Source organism: Leucothrix pacifica, assembly GCF_003172875.1.
Classification (GTDB): domain Bacteria; phylum Pseudomonadota; class Gammaproteobacteria; order Thiotrichales; family Thiotrichaceae; genus Leucothrix; species Leucothrix pacifica.
This window is the reverse complement of record NZ_QGKM01000005.1, coordinates 159,605-178,978: the sequence shown is the minus strand read 5'-3', so window position 1 is coordinate 178,978 and position 19,374 is coordinate 159,605. Positions and strand designations below refer to the sequence as shown.

10 protein-coding genes are annotated in these 19,374 nt (G+C 46.7%); 4 read left to right on the top strand and 6 right to left on the bottom strand.

Annotation, left to right across the window (positions count from 1 at the left end):
* Positions 1–5,088, bottom strand: a 5,088-nt coding sequence (locus DKW60_RS03290; RefSeq protein WP_109836231.1) for a thrombospondin type 3 repeat-containing protein, incomplete at its 3' end; no start/stop codon positions are given.
* Positions 5,089–5,870: 782 nt separating this feature from the next.
* On the opposite strand from DKW60_RS03290, the gene DKW60_RS03280 reads away from it, so the two are divergent.
* The 3 genes from DKW60_RS03280 to pgi all read left to right on the top strand — a co-directional run bounded on the left by DKW60_RS03280 (position 5,871) and on the right by pgi (position 10,648).
* On the top strand, positions 5,871–7,661 hold the full coding sequence (locus tag DKW60_RS03280; protein WP_181389565.1) for an OmpA family protein: 1,791 nt from the start codon (positions 5,871–5,873) through the stop codon (positions 7,659–7,661).
* Positions 7,662–8,723 carry an Ig-like domain-containing protein gene (locus tag DKW60_RS03275; protein WP_109836228.1) on the top strand — a complete coding sequence of 354 codons (1,062 nt, stop codon included), beginning with the start codon at positions 7,662–7,664 and terminating at the stop codon, positions 8,721–8,723.
* Between the two features lie 251 nt (positions 8,724–8,974).
* Positions 8,975–10,648, top strand: coding sequence for a glucose-6-phosphate isomerase (gene pgi / locus DKW60_RS03270; protein WP_245929562.1), 1,674 nt, complete (start codon positions 8,975–8,977; stop codon positions 10,646–10,648).
* 162 nt (positions 10,649–10,810) lie between these two features.
* Here pgi and DKW60_RS03265 read toward each other — a convergent pair whose 3' ends face one another.
* From DKW60_RS03265 to DKW60_RS03245, 5 genes are all read right to left on the bottom strand, one after another.
* A complete protein-coding gene (locus DKW60_RS03265) occupies positions 10,811–11,533 on the bottom strand; it encodes a metal-dependent hydrolase (protein ID WP_109836227.1) in 723 nt (240 codons plus the stop codon).
* A gap of 5 nt (positions 11,534–11,538) precedes the next feature.
* Positions 11,539–14,730, bottom strand: coding sequence for an efflux RND transporter permease subunit (locus DKW60_RS03260; RefSeq protein WP_109836226.1), 3,192 nt, complete (start codon positions 14,728–14,730; stop codon positions 11,539–11,541).
* Position 14,731: 1 nt separating this feature from the next.
* Positions 14,732–15,802 carry an efflux RND transporter periplasmic adaptor subunit gene (locus DKW60_RS03255; RefSeq protein WP_109836225.1) on the bottom strand — a complete coding sequence of 357 codons (1,071 nt, stop codon included), beginning with the start codon at positions 15,800–15,802 and terminating at the stop codon, positions 14,732–14,734.
* Between the two features lie 128 nt (positions 15,803–15,930).
* Complete coding sequence (locus DKW60_RS03250; RefSeq protein ID WP_109836224.1) at positions 15,931–16,494, bottom strand: hypothetical protein; 564 nt, start codon at positions 16,492–16,494, stop codon at positions 15,931–15,933.
* A 52-nt stretch (positions 16,495–16,546) separates the two neighbouring features.
* Positions 16,547–18,541 carry a tRNA(Met) cytidine acetyltransferase TmcA gene (locus DKW60_RS03245; RefSeq protein ID WP_109836223.1) on the bottom strand — a complete coding sequence of 665 codons (1,995 nt, stop codon included), beginning with the start codon at positions 18,539–18,541 and terminating at the stop codon, positions 16,547–16,549.
* A 155-nt stretch (positions 18,542–18,696) separates the two neighbouring features.
* Between DKW60_RS03245 and DKW60_RS03240 the strand changes: the two genes are divergently transcribed.
* The gene (locus DKW60_RS03240; protein ID WP_109836222.1) at positions 18,697–19,293 is read left to right on the top strand and encodes a hypothetical protein; all 597 of its coding nucleotides are present in this window, start codon (positions 18,697–18,699) and stop codon (positions 19,291–19,293) included.
* The last annotated feature ends 81 nt before the right edge of the window (positions 19,294–19,374 follow it).

Sequence of the window (19,374 nt, the reverse complement as noted above, 5' to 3'; positions counted from 1 at the left end):
GTCTAAGCTGTTAGCGACCCCGTCTTTGTCGTCATCCAATTCACAGCCTTTCTCGTCAACCTTTGCGCCAGCAGGTGTTGTCAAACAAGCGTCTTGTGCGTTAACTACACCATCTGCGTCGTCATCTAACTGGCAGCCTTCAGCATTGACCGTCACACCTTCAGGAGATGTAGGACACTGATCAGCGCTATCTTTCACACCGTCTTTATCCGTGTCGACCTCACAGCCCTTGGCATCAACGGTTGCACCAGCAACTGTTTCAAGGCAAGCGTCTAAGCTGTTAGCGACACCGTCTTTGTCGTCATCCAACTCACAGCCTTTCTCGTCAACTTTTGCACCGGCAGGTGTTGTCAAACAAGCGTCTTGTGCGTTAACTACACCATCTGCATCGTCATCTAACTGGCAGCCTTCAGCATTGACCGTGACACCTTCAGGAGAAGCAGGACACTGATCAGCGCTATCTTTCACGCCGTCTTTATCCGTATCGACTTCACAGCCCTTAGCATCAACGGTTGCATCAGCAACAGTTTCAAGGCAAGCGTCTAAGCTGTTAGCGACACCGTCTTTGTCGTCATCCAACTCACAGCCTTTCTCGTCAACTTTTGCACCAGCAGGTGTTGTCAAACAAGCATCTTGTGCATTAACTACACCGTCTGCATCGTCATCTAACTGGCAGCCTTCAGCATTGACCGTCACGCCTTCAGGAGAAGTAGGACACTGATCAGCGCTATCCTTCACGCCGTCTTTATCCGTGTCAACTTCACAGCCCTTGGCATCAACGGTTGCACCAGCAACTGTTTCAAGGCAAGCGTCTAAGCTGTTAGCAACACCGTCTTTGTCGTCATCCAACTCACAGCCTTTCTCGTCAACCTTTGCACCGGCAGGTGTTGTCAAACAAGCGTCTTGTGCGTTAACCACACCGTCTGCATCGTCATCTAGCTGACAACCCTTATCGTTAACAGTGACACCTTCAGGAGAAGCAGGACACTGGTCAGCGCTATCTTTCACGCCATCCTTATCTGTGTCGATTTCACATCCTTTAGAGTCAACTGTTGCTCCGGCAACTGTCTCAGGACAAGCGTCCATGCTGTTCAGGATGAAGTCTTTATCGTCATCACCTTCACAACCTTTCGCATCAACTGTCGCGCCTTCAGCGGTTTCAGGACATGCATCCTTACTATTAACGACACCGTCGTTATCGCCATCCAGCTCACAGCCTTTAGCATCAACGTCAGCACCTTCAGTTGTTGTCGGACAGGCGTCTTGTGCGTTAACCACACCGTCTGCATCGTCATCTAACTGACAACCCTTATCGTTAACGGTGACACCCTCAGGAGACGCAGGACACTGATCAGCGCTGTCTTTCACGCCATCCTTATCTGTGTCGATTTCACATCCTTTAGAGTCAACTGTTGCTCCGGCAACTGTCTCAGGACACGCGTCCATGCTGTTCAGGATGAAGTCTTTATCGTCATCACCTTCACAACCTTTCGCATCAACTGTCGCGCCTTCAGCGGTTTCAGGACATGCATCCTTACTATTAACGACACCGTCGTTATCGCCATCCAGCTCACAGCCTTTAGCATCAACGTCAGCACCTTCAGTTGTTGTCGGACAGGCGTCTTGTGCGTTAACCACACCGTCTGCATCGTCATCTAACTGACAACCCTTATCGTTAACGGTGACACCCTCAGGAGACGCAGGACACTGATCAGCGCTATCTTTCACGCCATCTTTGTCGCTATCCAGCTCGCAGCCTTTAGAGTCAACTGATGCACCTTCTACGGTCTCAGGGCAAGCGTCCATGCTGTTCAGGATGAAGTCTTTATCGTCATCACCTTCACAACCTTTCGCATCAACTGTGGCACCTTCCGCAGTTTCAGGACATGCATCCTTACTATTAACGACGCCGTCGTTGTCGCCGTCCAGCTCACAGCCTTTGGCGTCTACTTCAGCACCTTCAGCTGTTGTAGGGCATGCGTCTTGTGCGTTAACCACACCGTCTGCATCGTCATCTAACTGACAACCCTTATCGTTAACGGTGACACCCTCAGGAGACGCAGGACACTGATCAGCACTGTCTTTCACGCCATCTTTGTCGCTATCCAGCTCACAGCCTTTAGAGTCAACTGAAGCGCCTTCAACGGTCTCAGGGCAAGCGTCCATGCTGTTCAGGATGAAGTCTTTATCGTCATCACCTTCACAACCTTTCGCATCAACTGTGGCACCTTCCGCAGTTTCAGGACATGCATCCTTACTATTAACGACGCCGTCGTTGTCGCCGTCCAGCTCACAGCCTTTGGCATCTACTTCAGCACCTTCAGTTGTTGTAGGGCATGCGTCCTGTGCGTTAACCACACCGTCTGCATCGTCATCTAACTGACAACCCTTGTCGTTAACGGTGACACCCTCAGGAGACGCAGGACACTGATCAGCACTGTCTTTCACGCCATCTTTGTCGCTATCCAGCTCACAGCCTTTAGAGTCAACCGAAGCGCCTTCAACGGTCTCAGGACAAGCGTCCATGCTGTTCAGGATGAAGTCTTTGTCGTCATCACCTTCACAACCTTTCGCATCAACCGTTGCACCTTCAGCAGTTTCAGGACATGCGTCCTGTGCGTTAACCACACCGTCTGCATCGTCATCTAACTGACAACCCTTATCGTTTACGGTGACACCTTCAGGAGAAGCAGGGCACTGATCAGCGCTGTCTTTCACGCCATCATTGTCGCTATCCAGCTCACAGCCTTTAGAGTCAACCGAAGCGCCTTCAACGGTCTCAGGACAAGCGTCCATGCTGTTCAGGATGAAGTCTTTGTCGTCATCACCTTCACAACCTTTCGCATCAACCGTTGCACCTTCAGCAGTTTCAGGACATGCGTCCTGTGCGTTAACCACACCGTCTGCATCGTCATCTAACTGACAACCCTTATCGTTTACGGTGACACCTTCAGGAGAAGCAGGGCACTGATCAGCGCTGTCTTTCACGCCATCTTTGTCGCTATCCAGCTCACAGCCTTTAGAGTCAACCGAAGCACCTTCAACGGTCTCAGGACAAGCATCCATGCTGTTCAGGATGAAGTCTTTATCGTCATCACCTTCACAACCTTTGACATCAACCGTTGCACCTTCCGCAGTTTCAGGACATGCGTCCTTACTATTGGCAACGCCATCCTGGTCATCATCCAGTTCACAGCCTAGTGGTGAAACAGAAGCGCCTTCCGGAGTAGTCGGGCATTGGTCTTTACTATTAACCACACCGTCCGCATCATCATCCAACTCACAGCCTTTGGCATTAACAGAGCGTCCGTTTGCAGTATCAGGGCATTCATCCTGTGCATTAACCACGCCATCTGCATCATCGTCCAGCTGACAACCAGTCTCGCCTACGGTTGCACCTTCAGGCGTTTCAGGGCACTGATCAGCGCTATCTTTCACACCATCAAGGTCAGAATCAACTTCACAACCCAGTGGGGACACTTTCACGCCTTCAGGAGAAGCAGGGCATTGGTCTTTACTGTTTACGACGCCATCTTTGTCGTTATCCAACTCACAACCTTTGGCATCAACAGAAGCACCTTCAGGTGTCGTTGGGCAGGCATCAGCACTGTTTACGATAAAGTCTTTATCGTCATCCAGTTCACAGCCAAGCTCATTAACTTTTGCGCCTTCCGGAGTAGTCGGGCAAGAGTCTTTGCTATCGACAACAGAGTCTTTGTCAGTATCGACTTCACAACCCGTCGCATTAACAGTAATACCTTCTGCTGTTGCGGGGCATTTATCTTTGCTGTCAGCAACACCGTCGTTGTCAGAGTCTATTTCACAACCAACTGAATCAATAGTGACACCAAATGGCGTCTCGGGGCATTGGTCTTTACTGTCAACAACTGTGTCAGCATCAAGGTCAGTTTCACAACCTTTGCTATCGACTAGCATGCCAAGCGTTGACGCCGGACATTTGTCTGAGCCATCCAGAACGCCATCTTTGTCAGAATCGATCTGGCAACCCACAGCATCAACTGGTAAACCGGCCGGAGTAGCTGGGCAGCGATCCATGCGGTCAACAACAGTGTCTGCATCTGTATCGATTTCACAACCTGTTGCATCTACTGCAGCACCAGCAAAAGTTGCCGGACATTTATCTTTACTGTCTACGACTGAGTCGATATCAGTATCAACTTCACAACCGTAAGCAGTTACTGTTAAACCAGCCGCTGTGCCAGGGCATCGATCCAGAATTTCGACAACACCATCTTTATCGGTATCAAGATCACAACCTTTGCTATCAACAATCATGCCAGGGGCTGTGTCAGCACATTGGTCAGAAAGGTTAACAACGCCGTCGGCATCTTGGTCACCCGTTGCATTACTTAGTGCGAGTTGTAATTTTTCATTTTCGCTCAGTAAACGGTTCTTATCATTTGTCGCATTGGCTTCAAAACTTGCGAATTGTTGCGTCATGCCGTTAAAGCCAGCCAGCTTTTCTTCCAAACCACGGTTTTGAGAAGCTAACTGACCTGCTAAATTATTTGTGATGCCATCGAAGTCTGCGAATTGCTTCTCCAGTTCAGCAATGCGAGATAACAAGCGAGCGCGTTCATTCATTAACTCAGCGACTTTCTTTTTATCATTTGCTGATGTTTGCGCAGCGACTGTTTCAATATCAGCAAGTTGTGCACGTAGAGAGTTAATTTGCTCAATGTCTTCATCGGGTAGAGGAATGTCTACTATATAGAAGGGAGCAGGGGGCATATTCATCAACGTTGACGGTGCATACGTTGGTAGGCTTTCAGGGGGGATATTGAACAGAGCGTCCGGGACAATCGGCATCAAGCCTGGCATCGGCATTAAACCGAAGCTGTTTTCAAAGTTCATGTCCATTCCCATGTTCATGTCAAAGTTCTGATTAAACTGGCCTTGAACAATAGAGGGAGTGGCAATGACCGTCGTCGGGTCTGCCATCATCGAGTGTGTTTCGTTAACTGCTGTTCCAGCTTCCCCGTCAATCTTTACCGTATCGGCTAAAGCTGGGGAGCTCAAATAGATCAGCATGCTAGCGAAGATCAGAGGTCTTATGGTGCTGCGCATCGTTCTAATATCTCCGAGAGTTTGTATATCGTTATCATTTACCGCCGAGTGACAAGTCACGTCTTGCAGAAGAAATCGTAATCGTAAAGCCGGCGATTACATCCAGAAATGACATGACTGTCAGTATGAGAAAGACCGAATTTCCGGACCACTCAAAAATTAGCCATGATACCATAAATCCAACAAGCACAAATGTTGACAATATGTGATCAACGATAGATACACTGGATGTGCGAGTTGATTTAAAAAGCTCAATAAAAAGGGCTACCAATCCAAGTAAAATGATTACTACAGCTATGGTTGGTTCCCATAACTGCCCTGAAGGTAAGTTCATTGATATGAGGCGCTGGTTCAAAAGGCCGGGAAATAATCCTATAAAATAAAGGATGTGGTAACCCACCAGGAAGAACCCGAATAGCGGAAAGAAGCTTAGAACTGACATTGGCAGTGATTCTTATTCATTAACAGATGATCCCTAACACTTATTATAGCCCTGCGTCATTTACTCGCCCGAGTATAGCTTAATCTCCCCTTCAGATGCAGGTTTTAACTGAATAAAATTCTCGCAAGTTTAAGATCTCAAAAATCAACGGCAGCTTAAAATCGAAGAGTGGCATTAGTTGTATCTATCTGCTGATAGGAGGGAATTCTCATCGTCGTTGATTTCTTCATACTTAACCCATGATTAATTACTAATGCAAGTGGGCGATTTATTGACGCTCTTCGGTTAGCACTGAAAGCCAGATAAATATCAAGAAATGGTCTGTACAAGAGAAAAGATTATGAAGAAAACTAATAGCTACAAATGGGCTTATTTACCAGTACTGTTTACCTCTGTGGCAGTTTTAAGTACTCAATTGGTTGCCGGTGAGTATCAGGCGCAGGAAGCAAGACAAGTAAACAGCATCGGCCACCAGTATGTTGGCGGTAATACACGAGTTGGTGTCAGTGTAACGGACGATGGTGATGCAAGTGCAGATTTAAGCCATATCTTTTCTGAGACTCAAAACAGCTCGACCAGTGGTGGTCTGTGGGCAGGCTTTGATCTTGATGGTGATGACAAAGGTGTTGATTCCGGCGGAGTTCAGATCAATCATAACTGGGTATCACGTGACGGGCGCGGTAATGCGACTCACGTTAATAAAGCATTCGCTGCTTATGATCGTAACGATACGGATGATGCCAAGGTAACCGTCGGATACGGTCAGGAACGCGCAGCAGGATTCTGGGAAGGTCACGTTAGTAAAGGTCTGAGTGATAAGCGACTAGCTATTCCAGCAACAGGTTCAACTAAAGCGGTCTACGAGAAAGCGTATGACTGGGGTGTTGGTGCCAGTGTTGGTACATTTATTCCGAATACTAATACACGCGTGCGTGCAGGTATCGATCACCAGTGGGGTGACGATGTTGCTGCTGATGAAGAGAATGCGGCGATGACAACACTGTCTGCGGGTATTGAGCAGTTCTTCAAAGGTACCCCTCATAGTATCGGTCTGGATATCGCGGCATCTCGCAAAAAGGGTGGTTACGAATTTGACGGTTCTGATGACACGGAAACAACGGCTAATCTGAGCTACCACTATGATTTCGGTGGCGCAAATATTTATCAGCCTGACCAGCGTTACCGTCGGGTTCGTGTAGAGGTGCCCGGAAAAGGCCGTGCTGCAACTTATGCGAAGAAACCGGTTTATAAACAGCAGCCAATCTATAAGAAGCAGCCTGTATATAAGAATCAGCCAATTTACAAGAAGCAGCCGATCTACACGAATAAGACAGTGCAGGTGCCTACCGGTAACATGGCCAAGAGTACAGTCGAGTTGGAAGGTCAGACCTTCTTCAAGTATGGCAGTGCTGTATTGATTCCATCAGCACAGCAGCGCCTGCGTCAGATTGCTAATGAAATTCGCAAGCATGGCTATAAAGGAAATATCCGCATCACCGGTAACAGCTGTGGATTGGGTGATCCGCGTCGTGATCAGGAATTATCAGAAGAGCGTGCAAATGCAGTACGTGACTTTATGATTTCACAAGGCTTTAATCCTGCTCACTTGATGGCTCGTGGCTTAGGTAAGTCACATCCGAAGTATCCTACAACCGCTGATCAGGACTTCAAGAACCGTCGCGTCGATATTGAGTACGTGACGGAGCGTCAGGTTGCTGGTGGTACTGGATATCGCACAGAGACTCGCCGTGTACAGAATGGCTTCCGTAATGTGATTGCGGGTTATAAGCGCATTCAAACAGGTACTAAGAATGTTCAAGTGGGTGTCCGCAACGTACAAACCGGTACTACCGATATCCTCGTATCGCAGGGTGCGCCTGGTACACCACGCGTTATCTGGAGAACGGAAGCTATCCCGACTGCTCCAGCCTGGATTGCACGTGCACTGCGCAGTAACTTCAGTCACAACCGTAATGTTGATACCTATCTGACAACATCAAGCGGAAGCGATGCTGACAGATCAGGTGGGAACACAGGTCCGGTTGCGACAAACGATACGACGAAAATATCGGTTAACCAAACTGCTCAAATCGATGTATTGAACAATGACTTCGACTCAGATGGTGATTAATTGACTATCATTGAAGTCACTCAAGGTTCAGAAGGTGGTTCCGTAAGCATTGCAGACAACCAGATTGTTTACACACCAACAACAGATTTCACTGGTAAAGATACATTTACTTATACCATCAGTGATGGCAATGGTGGAACGTCTACTGCAAGTGTTTCAGTCACGGTAAACACATCAGGAACCGGTAGCACGAATAATGCACCAAGCGCATTTGATGATGTTGAGACGACGGACATGGGTACTGCGGTAACAGTTAACGTTACTGGAAATGATATTGATCCTGATGGCGACATGATCATGATCAAGAGCTTCAACCAGGCAGTTAACGGTACTGTCACAGAGGGAGCAGGTGGTCAGCTGATTTATACACCAAATGCTGGTTTCTCCGGAAGCGATAGCTTTACCTACGTGATTGAGGACTTGGCAGGTTTAACCTCTGAAGCGACTGTTTTCATTACGGTGAACGAGGCTGCAACAGTGAATATCGACCCTACAGCAACAGATGATAGTGGCGAGACCTTGTCAGGTAAGTCGGTTCACATCAATGTGCTGGAGAACGATTCTGACTCTGATGGTGGCACGATCAGTATCGACAGCTTCACACAAGGTGCATACGGTTCGGTTACTCAGAGTGCTACAGGTGAGTTAACATACACTGCAAACACTGGTTATGTAGGTAAGGATCAGTTCACTTACACCATTATTGATGGTCAGGGTGGAAGCAGCACGGCGACGGTTTATATCGACGTGAAGTCGGCGACTGATGATGGAACAGGCACTGGTTGTTCAGTTGTTTGTACCAAAGTTAAGGCTGATGATCATCTGATGGATGCCAATACAACAGCGACTATTGATGTTCTGGCGAACGATGATGGTAGTAACCTGAACATCATCACAGTCTCTCAAGGCGCTAACGGAACTGTCAGCATTAGTGGTAACAAAGTAACCTACACACCTAATAAGGATTACGTTGGTGACGATGTGTTCTGGTATGAGGTTCAGGATGCTACCGGATACAAAGACAGCAACATGGTGATGGTTTACGTAGAAGCTACAAAGTAAGTCGTCTCGTTGTAAGATAGTTTGAGTAAAGGGCCAGGGAAGGCCTATTTAAGCCGCGATTTATTCGCGGCTTTTTTTGCCTGTGACCTTAGTTTGTGGATTTTATGTATTTTTGTAGTTAAACTACATTTTTTTAGTTTAATGTTGTGATTTGACATTAGCGTAGCAGTTATAGTGATGAACTCGCCAAGCTAAAGTGTCACACTACACTTAAGATAATTAAAAGTCCGGATGAACCACGAGGAAGCTTTATGCGTGCAGTCAGAGATAGTATTGCCAAAGATATGACACTAATTCAGAGCCCTGCCTGGAAAGCACTGAGTAGTCATTTTGATGAATCTAAACAACAACATATGCTGGATCTGTTTGCCGCTGATCCCAAGCGTTTTGACAAATTCTCCATTCAGCATGGCAACCTCTTATTAGATTATTCTAAAAATCGAATTACTGAAAAGACGATGCCTTTGCTCATGTCTTTGGCACGTCAGTGCAATGTTGAGAGTTGGCGTGATCAGTTATTTAGCGGTGAAAAGATTAACGCTACAGAAGGGCGGTCGGTTCTCCATGTTGCGCTTCGCAATCGCTCAAATTCACCAATTATGTCTGATGGCGAAGACGTGATGCCGGCTGTGAATGCTGAGTTAGACAAAATGCGAGGCTTTAGTGAGCGAGTTCGATCTGGTGAGTGGAAAGGGCTGAGCGGTAAAGCAATTACGGATATTGTCAATATTGGCATTGGCGGGTCTGACTTAGGCCCTGATATGGTTTGTTCAGCATTGAAGCCTTATGCGTCAGATGCCTTAAACGTTCATTTCGTCTCAAGTGTCGATGCGATGCAGATCAGCCAGACACTGAGTCAGCTGGATGTTGAGACCACATTATTTATCATCGCCTCCAAAACATTTACGACTCAGGAAACATTAACCAATGCGAATACAGCAAGAGCATGGTTTTTGGAGCAAGCAAGTACGACAGAAGCAGATATAGCCAAACACTTTGTTGCCGTTTCAACCAACACCGATGCGGTGTCTGCATTTGGAATTGATACTGACAATATGTTCCGCTTTTGGGACTGGGTTGGTGGTCGTTACTCGCTGTGGTCAGCCGTTGGTTTATCAATCATTCTATATATTGGTATGGATAACTATGAGCAGCTGCTTGCGGGCGCCCATGATATGGATCAACACTTTAAAACCGCAGAGCTGGAGCAAAATATCCCTGTCATTATGGCGATGTTAGGCGTGTGGTATACCAATTTCTTCGAAGCAGAATCGCAGGCTATTCTGCCGTATGATCACAATTTAAATCTGCTGCCAATGTATCTGGAACAAGCAGATATGGAGAGTAATGGGAAGTCGGTAAAAAGAGATGGTAGTGCTGTTAGCTATTCCACAGGCCCTATCGTTTGGGGTGCTGAGGGAATCAATGGTCAGCACGCTTTCTATCAGTTATTGCATCAGGGCACACGTGTGATACCTGCTGACTTTATTGCATCCGTTCAGTCGCAAACCGATAACCAGCACCATGCTGATATTCTGGCGTCTAACTTTTTAGCGCAGACTGAGGCATTGATGCGCGGCCGTTCTTTAGAAGAAACGCAGGCTGTATTGGACGGTTTAGATATCTCCAAAGAAGAGGCAGAGATGCGTTTGCCACACATGTATTTTGAGGGTAATCAACCAACGAACTCCATCGTGATGGATAAGTTAACCCCCTACAACTTAGGCAGTATTGTGGCGGCTTATGAGCATAAAATCTTTGTGCAGGGTGTTATCTGGGATGTGAACTCTTACGACCAATGGGGAGTGGAATTGGGCAAGCAGTTGGCGAAAAATGTTCTTCAGGAAATCGAGAGCGGCGAAGATAAGTTTGAACATGACAGTTCAACCAATGGATTGCTGAGCTGGTTTAGACAGCACCGCTAAGCTATCGATACACATAATGCTGGGTATGACTCACAAGAGTTAATCACAAATTCTTGTGGGTCGCATTTGTGGTGGTGTTCACAATCACCGCCTGAGCAGTAAGGGATGATCGTTAGTAATCTTTAAGTATATGTCAGTCTTATCAAGTCAGCGCGAGCACTATTATTGTCTGGAAAAAATAGTGCCCAAATTATCTGGCAACAAGCGATGTGCAATTAATTGATAAGTACTGCCAGAGGTTAGAGTGTCAGCAAAACGATTTGCACTGGGCGCCACGAACCATAGCCCGATGCATAAGCTGATAATTAAACTACTCGTGTAAGCGTAGCGCGTATCCACAATTTTGAGAGCTGTACCAAACGAGCGCTTAATACGGCGATTCATGAAATCCACACTATAAAGTTCATCAAGCAATAGATGAATCATAAAGCCAATAAACACCATAAAGCCGATTAGCCAAGAGGTGAAATCATCTTTATGGTAGAAATGAAAGCTAATGACAGTGGCCACCTGCATGGATAAAAAGCCCGCAATAACAGAATGAATAGCTCCCCGATGTGTTGTGTAGACGCTAAACACTTTCCATAGCCCGTATCGTATCAATAAGTAGATTGCAGTCCCGATTGCCCACAGCTCCACGACGGATAAGCTGTTCTCGGCAGAGAGTATCCAAAGAAACGAACAAATGATCCCAAGCAGTGAAAATATGATTCGGCTGGGGTGTGAATACTGCAGGTCGATGTCAGGCAGAATGCCACCAATGGTGCCCATCAATACCAGTAGCATGGCATCTTTTGAATCGACCAGACCGACTTGTAAGCACAGTGTACTGATTAAGCCCGACGCAACAGCAGCGACGGTTATGTGAGTATTGAAATTTGCCATTGTTATTATTCGTCGGATGAGTTTTGGGCGGCTAGTTTAGCGGCTTTTAGTTTCGTTTTGCGAACTTTTCTACTCATGCCAGCCATATACAGAGTAGGGATGGTAAATAAGGTCAGGAAGGCAGAAAAGCCAACTCCCCACACAATCGCTGTCGCCACTGGCCCCCACACCAATGACTTACCGCCAATCCCCGTTGCCAGAGAAAATAATCCGGCAATAGTTGTGAGCGTGGTAATCAGAATTGGAATAACACGACGACGTGCCGCATAGACTGCCGCATGTATGACGCTCATACCGGCATAAAAGCGGTCATTAGCCGCTGATATCAATACAATGGCCGCATTTACCGCAATACCTGCCAAGGCGACCACACCATAAAGTGTGTACAAGCTGAGTGGGTTTTGTGTCACTAGCAAACCAAGTACTACACCCGTAAAGGCCAATGGCACGGTTGCCAAAATCATAAATGGTTGGAAATAGCTTTTAAACTGAGTTCCCAATATCAAGTACATCAAACCGATACCGATTAAGAATAGTTGGCCGATGGAATCGAGACTTTCCTCGATGTCATCCAGTTGTCCTGAGAAGTCCAGATCCACACCCGGATATTGGGTTTGGAAGGGTTCCCAGCCTTTTTTTAACAGATCATTCGCGGTAACGGTATCGAGTTGGCACTTACTGTAGTCTCGCTCAGTGCCTTTAATTGCTGGCTCTAAGCGACAAGCCCAGAAGTCCTCGGGTTCGGTAAGCTTAACCAGATCAGCTTCTAGGGTAATTGCTTTTCGGAAGTTATAGTGGCGAATATTTCCCAGTGAAATTTTACGCGTGTCATTGACTAAACGATTCAGTGGAATAGAGCCACCGTCAGGCAAAGGAATACGGAAGCTTAGCAATTTACTCAGATCATCGATTTCAGTCAGTTTAGATTTAACACGGATTTGCAGTTTTTCACCATTGTCCTGCATTTCTGACACGACTTCTCCGTCAACTAAGAGTCGAATGGTGCGTGTGATGTTTTGTGGGTTTAGACCGGCTCGTCTAATGGCATCATGATTCATTCGCAGCGTTAGCTCCATGCGCCCACGACTTGCATCATTACTGATGTCTTTGATGCCTTTGATATTCGCCAGAATCTTCGACAACTCATTACTTGCAGCTTCAATTTCGGCGTAGCTATCCCCGCGCACTTTCAGGCTAATGGGTTTACTGGAAGGCGGGCCGGATGACATAGCCAGAAATGAAATATTCTCCGCCCCTATGACAGAAGTGACGTCTTGTCTCATAGAATCCATGATGGCATTCACATCTCGCATTCCCTCTAACTCAGGGAGTAAGCTAATGACAATCTGGCCATATTGGTCGCCATTTTTGGGTTCGGTCTCGGTAAACATTAACCCTGCATAAGAGGCAACCGAGCGAGCATCACCGGGAAGCAAGTGCTTCTTAACTTGTTGTTCTACTTCTAGCGTTTTCTTTAAAGTATCCGCCAGCGGTGTGGTTGCACTCATTTCAACATTCACGTAGAAAATACGAAGCGAGTCACCTGCAAAGAAGTCAACTTTAATTAGTCCTGCAGACAGAACACCGATAGCACTGAAAAAAGCCAGAAACACAGCTGCGAAAGTCATCTTTGGCCATCGTAGTGCTCTTATCAACAGCTTAGAATATTTAAGCTGTATCCAATGAATAGCCGACTCACGCCAGCGTTGGACGCGCGACTTTTTGGTCAGATCTATATTAGCCGCGCTGATATGTGACGGCAGCATCCAGAATGCTTCGATCAGACTGATTGCCAAGGCTATTGTCACTACCATTGGGATAACTTTCATAAACTTACCGAGAATGCCAGGCAATAACATCAACGGTAAAAAAGCCGCGATTGTGGTTAATACTGCCGTTGTCACTGGCATTGCCACTTCACGCATGGAGTCAACAGCTGCATCCAGTGATTGCATACCGCGTTGCAGTCGGTAATAGATCGATTCCACCACGACTACCGCGTCATCCACCAGCATTCCCAGCACTATGACCACTCCTAACAGCACCGTGACATTCAGGGTTTCACCGGTGGCAGACAGTACCCAAAACGTCAGCGCCAATATAAATGGAATACCGATAGCGGTTAGTACAGCGATTTGTGTGCCTAAAAATAGCCATGCCACCACCAGCACCAGTAGCAAACCAATCAAAGCATTGCTTTGCATGATGTTGATGGCCTTTTTGGTGGGTAACGTTTGGTCGTCTATCAGGCGGTACTCCACCCCTGTGGTGGCATTGACTTTATTCTGTAAGTCGACCCAGACTCTTAAGCGGTCGATGAGTTTGATGATATTGGTGTTGTCCTGCTTCATGACAGACAGCAACACTGCAGGCTTGCCATCAACCCGCGCATCCTGAGAGGCTTTTTTGCGAGCTCTTTGCACAGTGGCAACCCGTGCCAAATCGATCTCGCCCTGAAGGGCAGGTAAGGGGAGTTCACTGACTTCAGCAGGGTCTGATGTTTTACCAACCAGACGAACCAGCCAGCTTTCCCGGCCAACATTGATGTTGCCCGCCGCAGTGTCCTGAAACCACAGCTGCAAGGCGTCAGAGAGTTGACCGGGCAGTAATCCATAAGACTCTAAGGCAGCCGGGTCGAAGTTAATTTGTAATTCCGGATCATCCAATGCCACGGTATCAACACGATCAACCCCTGACATCTGATCAATGCTTTGCGCTGCGCTTCTGGCAGATTTTCGTAACAACTCATCGTCAGCGAGTGTGGTCACTGCAATCATTGCCGCCGGGAATGCGGTGCCTGATGTGATCTCTATGATGCGAGATTCAATGGTTTCATCGGGCAGCTGTTCCTGAACACTCTGCAATTCACGGCGTAGATCTGCCAGACGTTTGTCATAAACTTCAGGTTTTAAATCTTCAAATCGCACCAACACACTGGAGGTGTTTTCACGGCTATTGCTGGAGACGAAGTTAATATCTGCGATGCCATTGATGGAGTCTTCAATCGGATCGGTAACACGAGACTCCACATCCTCTGCCGATGCTCCCGGCAGTATCGTGATAATACTAATCCAGTTGAAATTAATCGTCGGGTCTTGCTGGCGTGGCATGCTTTGATATGACAAATACCCAATGGCCAGAATCAGTACAAAAGTCAGATTAGCCAATACATGATTTTTTAGAAGCGCGCGATACATATCAGTCCACTTTTACCGGTTCGCCAGTCTTTGCAGAAAAACGGTTAACGATAATGATTTGAGTATTGCCGGATAAATCAAGTTTAGCGGGTTGTCCTTCGCGCGCTGAGGGAATCGGATGGAATTTTGCTTTGCCATCGGACACTAACATCACTCCTAGCATGTCATCCCTGCTAACCAAGTATTCCGGTGGGATTTTACGACTGCCATCCTGCCATCTTAAGCGACCATTCAGACCTGCGATTAACGTGTCGTTTGAACTGGCACCTAAACGAACCCTTAGTGTGTTGCTACTCGCATTCAGTTGTTGGATGACTTTGCGGATATCAACTTTGACTGACGTATCACCAGTCGTGAATAGCAATTCCGGACTGCTTTTGGTTGAGGCTAATTCATCGGGTGATAGCTCTGCCTCAACTTCTAACTTATCTGTTTGTAACAGCTGAATAAGAGGTGAGCCGGGAGAAATGAGTTGTCCTTGTTGTACGTGTTTTGCCGTCACCTGGCCGGAGAAGGGCGCGTAAATTTTGCATTTAGAAATAGACAGTTCAGCAGCATCAATTGAGGTTTGCTTCAGCTCAATATCCGCCAGACTAGTTGTTAGGTCAGACTCACTCTTATCAAAAGTCTCACGTGGAATTACGCCACGCTGTAGTAGTCGTTTATTTCTGTTGTACTGTTTTTGGGCGAAGTCACGTTGAGTCTTACTCAGTCTTAGAGCTGCAAGTGCTTGTTTTCTGTTGTTAACATAATTGCGGCAGTCCAGCTCTACCAGCAGTGAACCCTGCTTAATTTGATCGCCTACTTCCGCATCAATGCTAAGCGCGCGGCCCTGTACTTCGGCACTGATACTGCTGTCGTTTAAACTGACAACTGTTGCCGGAGCACTGAATTCGGTGACAAATTCGAGTTCTGACAGTGACTCTGTTGTAACTCGTAAAGTGGTGTCTTCGCCCACTGGCTCTTCTTTGACTTCCGGTGGCGCTTTAAGCGCGGTGAATAGCGTGACGCCAATAACCACGATAAATCCTATTCGCAATCCCCAGAGTAATATTTTTAATAACCGTTGCATTCCTTCAAGCCACTAATTTTATTATATGTGGTGGAGCATTCGCTATGCGTTAAGGTATGTCAAATATTTATGTCAAATGACGTTTTTTATGAGGTTAATGAGCAGTGTGCATACGCATAAGTGTAGGCTCAAGGGTTACTTCGAGTGCTAATAACTCCAGTCGGGAAGCTCAAAGGTTGGTTCGGGGGCGGTGATTTAAGTGTGCTCGCTGGTGCATCCGATACCAATACTGAACTAGGTAGCGTGTTTGATTTTTCAAAATCGCGCTTAAACGCCCGATAAATTAGCATCATAATAATCGAGTAGAATATGCAGCCATTCATGATTATCCAACTATAGAAGCCAGTGCCTCGGGATAGAATAGGTATGGTGTTTCCGCTGGTGTCCATCGGAATTTCATTGAACAAGAATGCCTGAGACATTGCAAGTAATGCTAAACCACTACACAAAAGCGCCCACCACGGCCGCTTTCGCATCAATAGCAATGCCATAAAGTTTAATGGGGTGGCATACCAGGCGAACTGAAAAATAATAAACCCAAGCCAGCCAGTCAGAAAAATCCAATATCCATGGATACTTTGCTCAGACGTGACAAAGGTTGTTTCCACCATTGAGACACAAAACAGCACAGCTGCGCCTAACAGTAATAAAATTGCAATACCGCGAAAAACAGATGATTTAAGATCTCTCATGATTGTATTTTAATGCCAACGGGCATTTTTAAATCCTTCCCTGGATAGTTTGTTATTGCTCAAGTGAGCTAACAGGTTTTAGTAGTTTTGCGACTGCTTGTTGCATACGTTTAAGGGCATGTTGTCTGCCTGATAAATTGAGGGATTTACAGCAGTACGCCCAGTCATGATGTTGTAACACACGTAGTACTAATAGCTGTGACTCATTACCGCATAACCGGCCGGAATCGTCGGCTAAGGCGTCAGGTAACCAGCGAACCAGTGCAGACATCACCAGATCATACCCACAGACACCGTCGGCAAAACGTGTGATATCCCGAAACGCTTGTGCAGAACACGGTTTTTCAATAGTCGGCAATCCGCTGTTAAGTATCGCCAGTACTAAATCCGGTTCGTAAAACTTCAAACTGTCTGCTAGCTGTGCACTAAAGTGGCGCTTAAATGCCACCTGCGATTCCTGCAATAATAATTCACCTTCGGGGGTAAGAGGGTGAAGCATGACGGCAGAATGATAGCCACTACTGGCTTCACGTCTTAAGCCTAAATAGGCTATGTGATAATTAGATTCACGCCAGAAGTATAGCAAATCAGCATGTAATCCGAAACTACTTGATAAATAGTCAGCTGATGAGTGCTGTCTGACCTGCTCCAGCAGCCTGCTTCCTACATGGTTGCGCTGGTAGTCAGGGTGTACTGCAATTCGCATAACACGATCTGTTGTCAAGCTGGCAGCCTGCGGCATGCCGAGTTGAAAGGTGAGTATTTGTGGCACCAGATTGCCCTTGGGGCGGCGTTCACCGTTATAAATTTGTTGGCTTAGCTCAGAGGTGAAACCGCCTTCCTTGCTAACAATTGCTGCTGCAACAATGTCGTTCATATAAGTCAGCAAATGAATGCTCAAATCCGGGCTATCCAATAACTGTGCAAGATCAGAGGGGCGGGTTTGGTAATGAGCGATGATTAGTAAACCAAATAACTGCCTTAACAGGGCTTCATTATCGGCGATAGATTGAGGTGCCAGCAGTTGATAATGAATTTGATCTTGTTCGAATGACCCCGGGATTTCTCTGGTGACAGGTTCAGCGTTTAACAGCAGCAAGTCGTTAATCAATGCTTCAAGAGGGTCATTCGCTCCCCAGCGAATAGGCGCGTCAAGCTGCAGTGCGCGCCAGTTTGGTGTGATAGCGTGTAGCTGTTTTTGAAAACGAATCGCAAATCCTTTGCCATTACCTTCGTAACCTTTCAGCGTGGTTGAGAAAACAATCCGTGGATAGTGCTTTAGTAGTCGAACCAGCAGAGGCACCGGAATCGCTCCCGCTTCATCGATAAGCACCAAATCCGCTTTGGGGTGCTCGCGGTCCAACAGGTCTGGCGCACAATAGGTCACACCAGATGCTTCCGCGTGCTGCAGCAATGGCTGAACCATTGCCTTGGCTGGTGCACAGACAATGATACGCTCCAGACCTGATTCGGTGAGGCGTTTTGCCGCAATACCCAACGCGGTTGATTTGCCTCTGCCACGATCAGCCGTCAATACCAGTGGTCGTTTGCGATGCCCCTTAGCGACTTTAATGATTGCATCAACAGCATCTGATTGCTCATTACTCAGTACAATTTCCAGAGTTTTCTTTTGCTGTAGTGGACTATCTACGTTCGGTAATCTGGATGCAATTTTCGGATCGGTTGCGTCAAGGATAGGAATGTTATGGTGTTTTAAAATGCGATACAGACGCTTTATAAATACCGGATTTGGGTGATCGTAGCCTGAGGGTGGCAATAGTAGTATGAGTAATCCACCACCGATGATAGTACCGCTGATAACCCCTAACGCATTTGCATCGAGCTGTTCCGTGGCGTCAAAAATAACAATGGTGTTTTCTTGACCAAGCTCAGTGCTTGCTTTGCTGTAAGGTATATTTTGTGTATTATTATATTTTATATGGCTTATTAATTTAGGACTATGGCCTTCTAAAATCGTATGGCAGCGATCTAAACTGGTATTTCGATGGCCTCTGAGTGCAACTATTGAGCGGTGTTTTGTATTCATTTCTATCAATCTGCACTTTAATAGCTAGTATAGACCGTTTGTCCTTATGGCGTAATGATGGAACTTGTCAGCGAACATACAATCCAACGGTTTTCAACTAGGGCAATTACCATACCAGTTTTGAGACATCAAACATTACCATATTGGGGGAGAGAATGTTGAAGCTATTAGGCCTCCTGTGGCTCTCCATTTTAGTGATTGGTTGCAAAGATCCAATGAGTGACCAATCAGCGGGTGCCTCTCAATCAGGCCAACAAGCTAACGGCTTCACCCTCGCATCATCCACCCAGTTGACAATTATCAGTGGTGATGAGTTGCGGGAGTTCTCCCTAATTCGCAGTGAATCCTTCGATGGCCTCAAGCTGGATATGACCATTCAGGAATTTGAACCACTGGTGTTATGTCGTGTAGAGAAAGGCGAACCAGTCTTGTGGTCGGGTATAGGTGAAATTATTCAGGAGTGGAACTACGAGGACTGTGGCATCAAGCTACAGCTGAGTACTGTTGATCCTGAAACACCGCAGATTATCTCTTCAATTATGGTGCGTCAGCCTAGTGAGCTCGAAACCTCGCGCGGTATTCAAATCGGTAGCACCGAGCAAGAGGTTATGGAAGCTTATGCTGACTATCTCGATGAAGACTATAGTGTGGCTGGCGATACCTTAGTTGCTGGTTCCATCTATGGTGGTTTGGTGTTTACCTTTAAGGATAATTTGGTGGACAGCATGTTTCTTGGTGCAGGTGCTGAATAGTTACCAGATTGCCGTGGCTTCAAGTATGCTTAGTTTTATTATGTGGCATGCCAGTGCGACCACTCCCTGCTAAACTCAGGT

Bases quoted from the DNA above. Each gene is read 5' to 3' on its own strand.
- DKW60_RS03250 (WP_109836224.1), bottom strand. From the start codon at position 16,494: ATGAGAGATCTTAAATCATCTGTTTTTCGCGGTATTGCAATTTTATTA.
- DKW60_RS03255 (WP_109836225.1), bottom strand. From the start codon at position 15,802: ATGCAACGGTTATTAAAAATATTACTCTGGGGATTGCGAATAGGATTT.
- DKW60_RS03260 (WP_109836226.1), bottom strand. From the start codon at position 14,730: ATGTATCGCGCGCTTCTAAAAAATCATGTATTGGCTAATCTGACTTTT.
- DKW60_RS03245 (WP_109836223.1), bottom strand. From the start codon at position 18,541: ATGAATACAAAACACCGCTCAATAGTTGCACTCAGAGGCCATCGAAAT.
- DKW60_RS03265 (WP_109836227.1), bottom strand. From the start codon at position 11,533: ATGGCAAATTTCAATACTCACATAACCGTCGCTGCTGTTGCGTCGGGC.
- DKW60_RS03280 (WP_181389565.1), top strand. From the start codon at position 5,871: ATGAAGAAAACTAATAGCTACAAATGGGCTTATTTACCAGTACTGTTT.
- DKW60_RS03240 (WP_109836222.1), top strand. From the start codon at position 18,697: ATGTTGAAGCTATTAGGCCTCCTGTGGCTCTCCATTTTAGTGATTGGT.
- pgi (WP_245929562.1), top strand. From the start codon at position 8,975: ATGCGTGCAGTCAGAGATAGTATTGCCAAAGATATGACACTAATTCAG.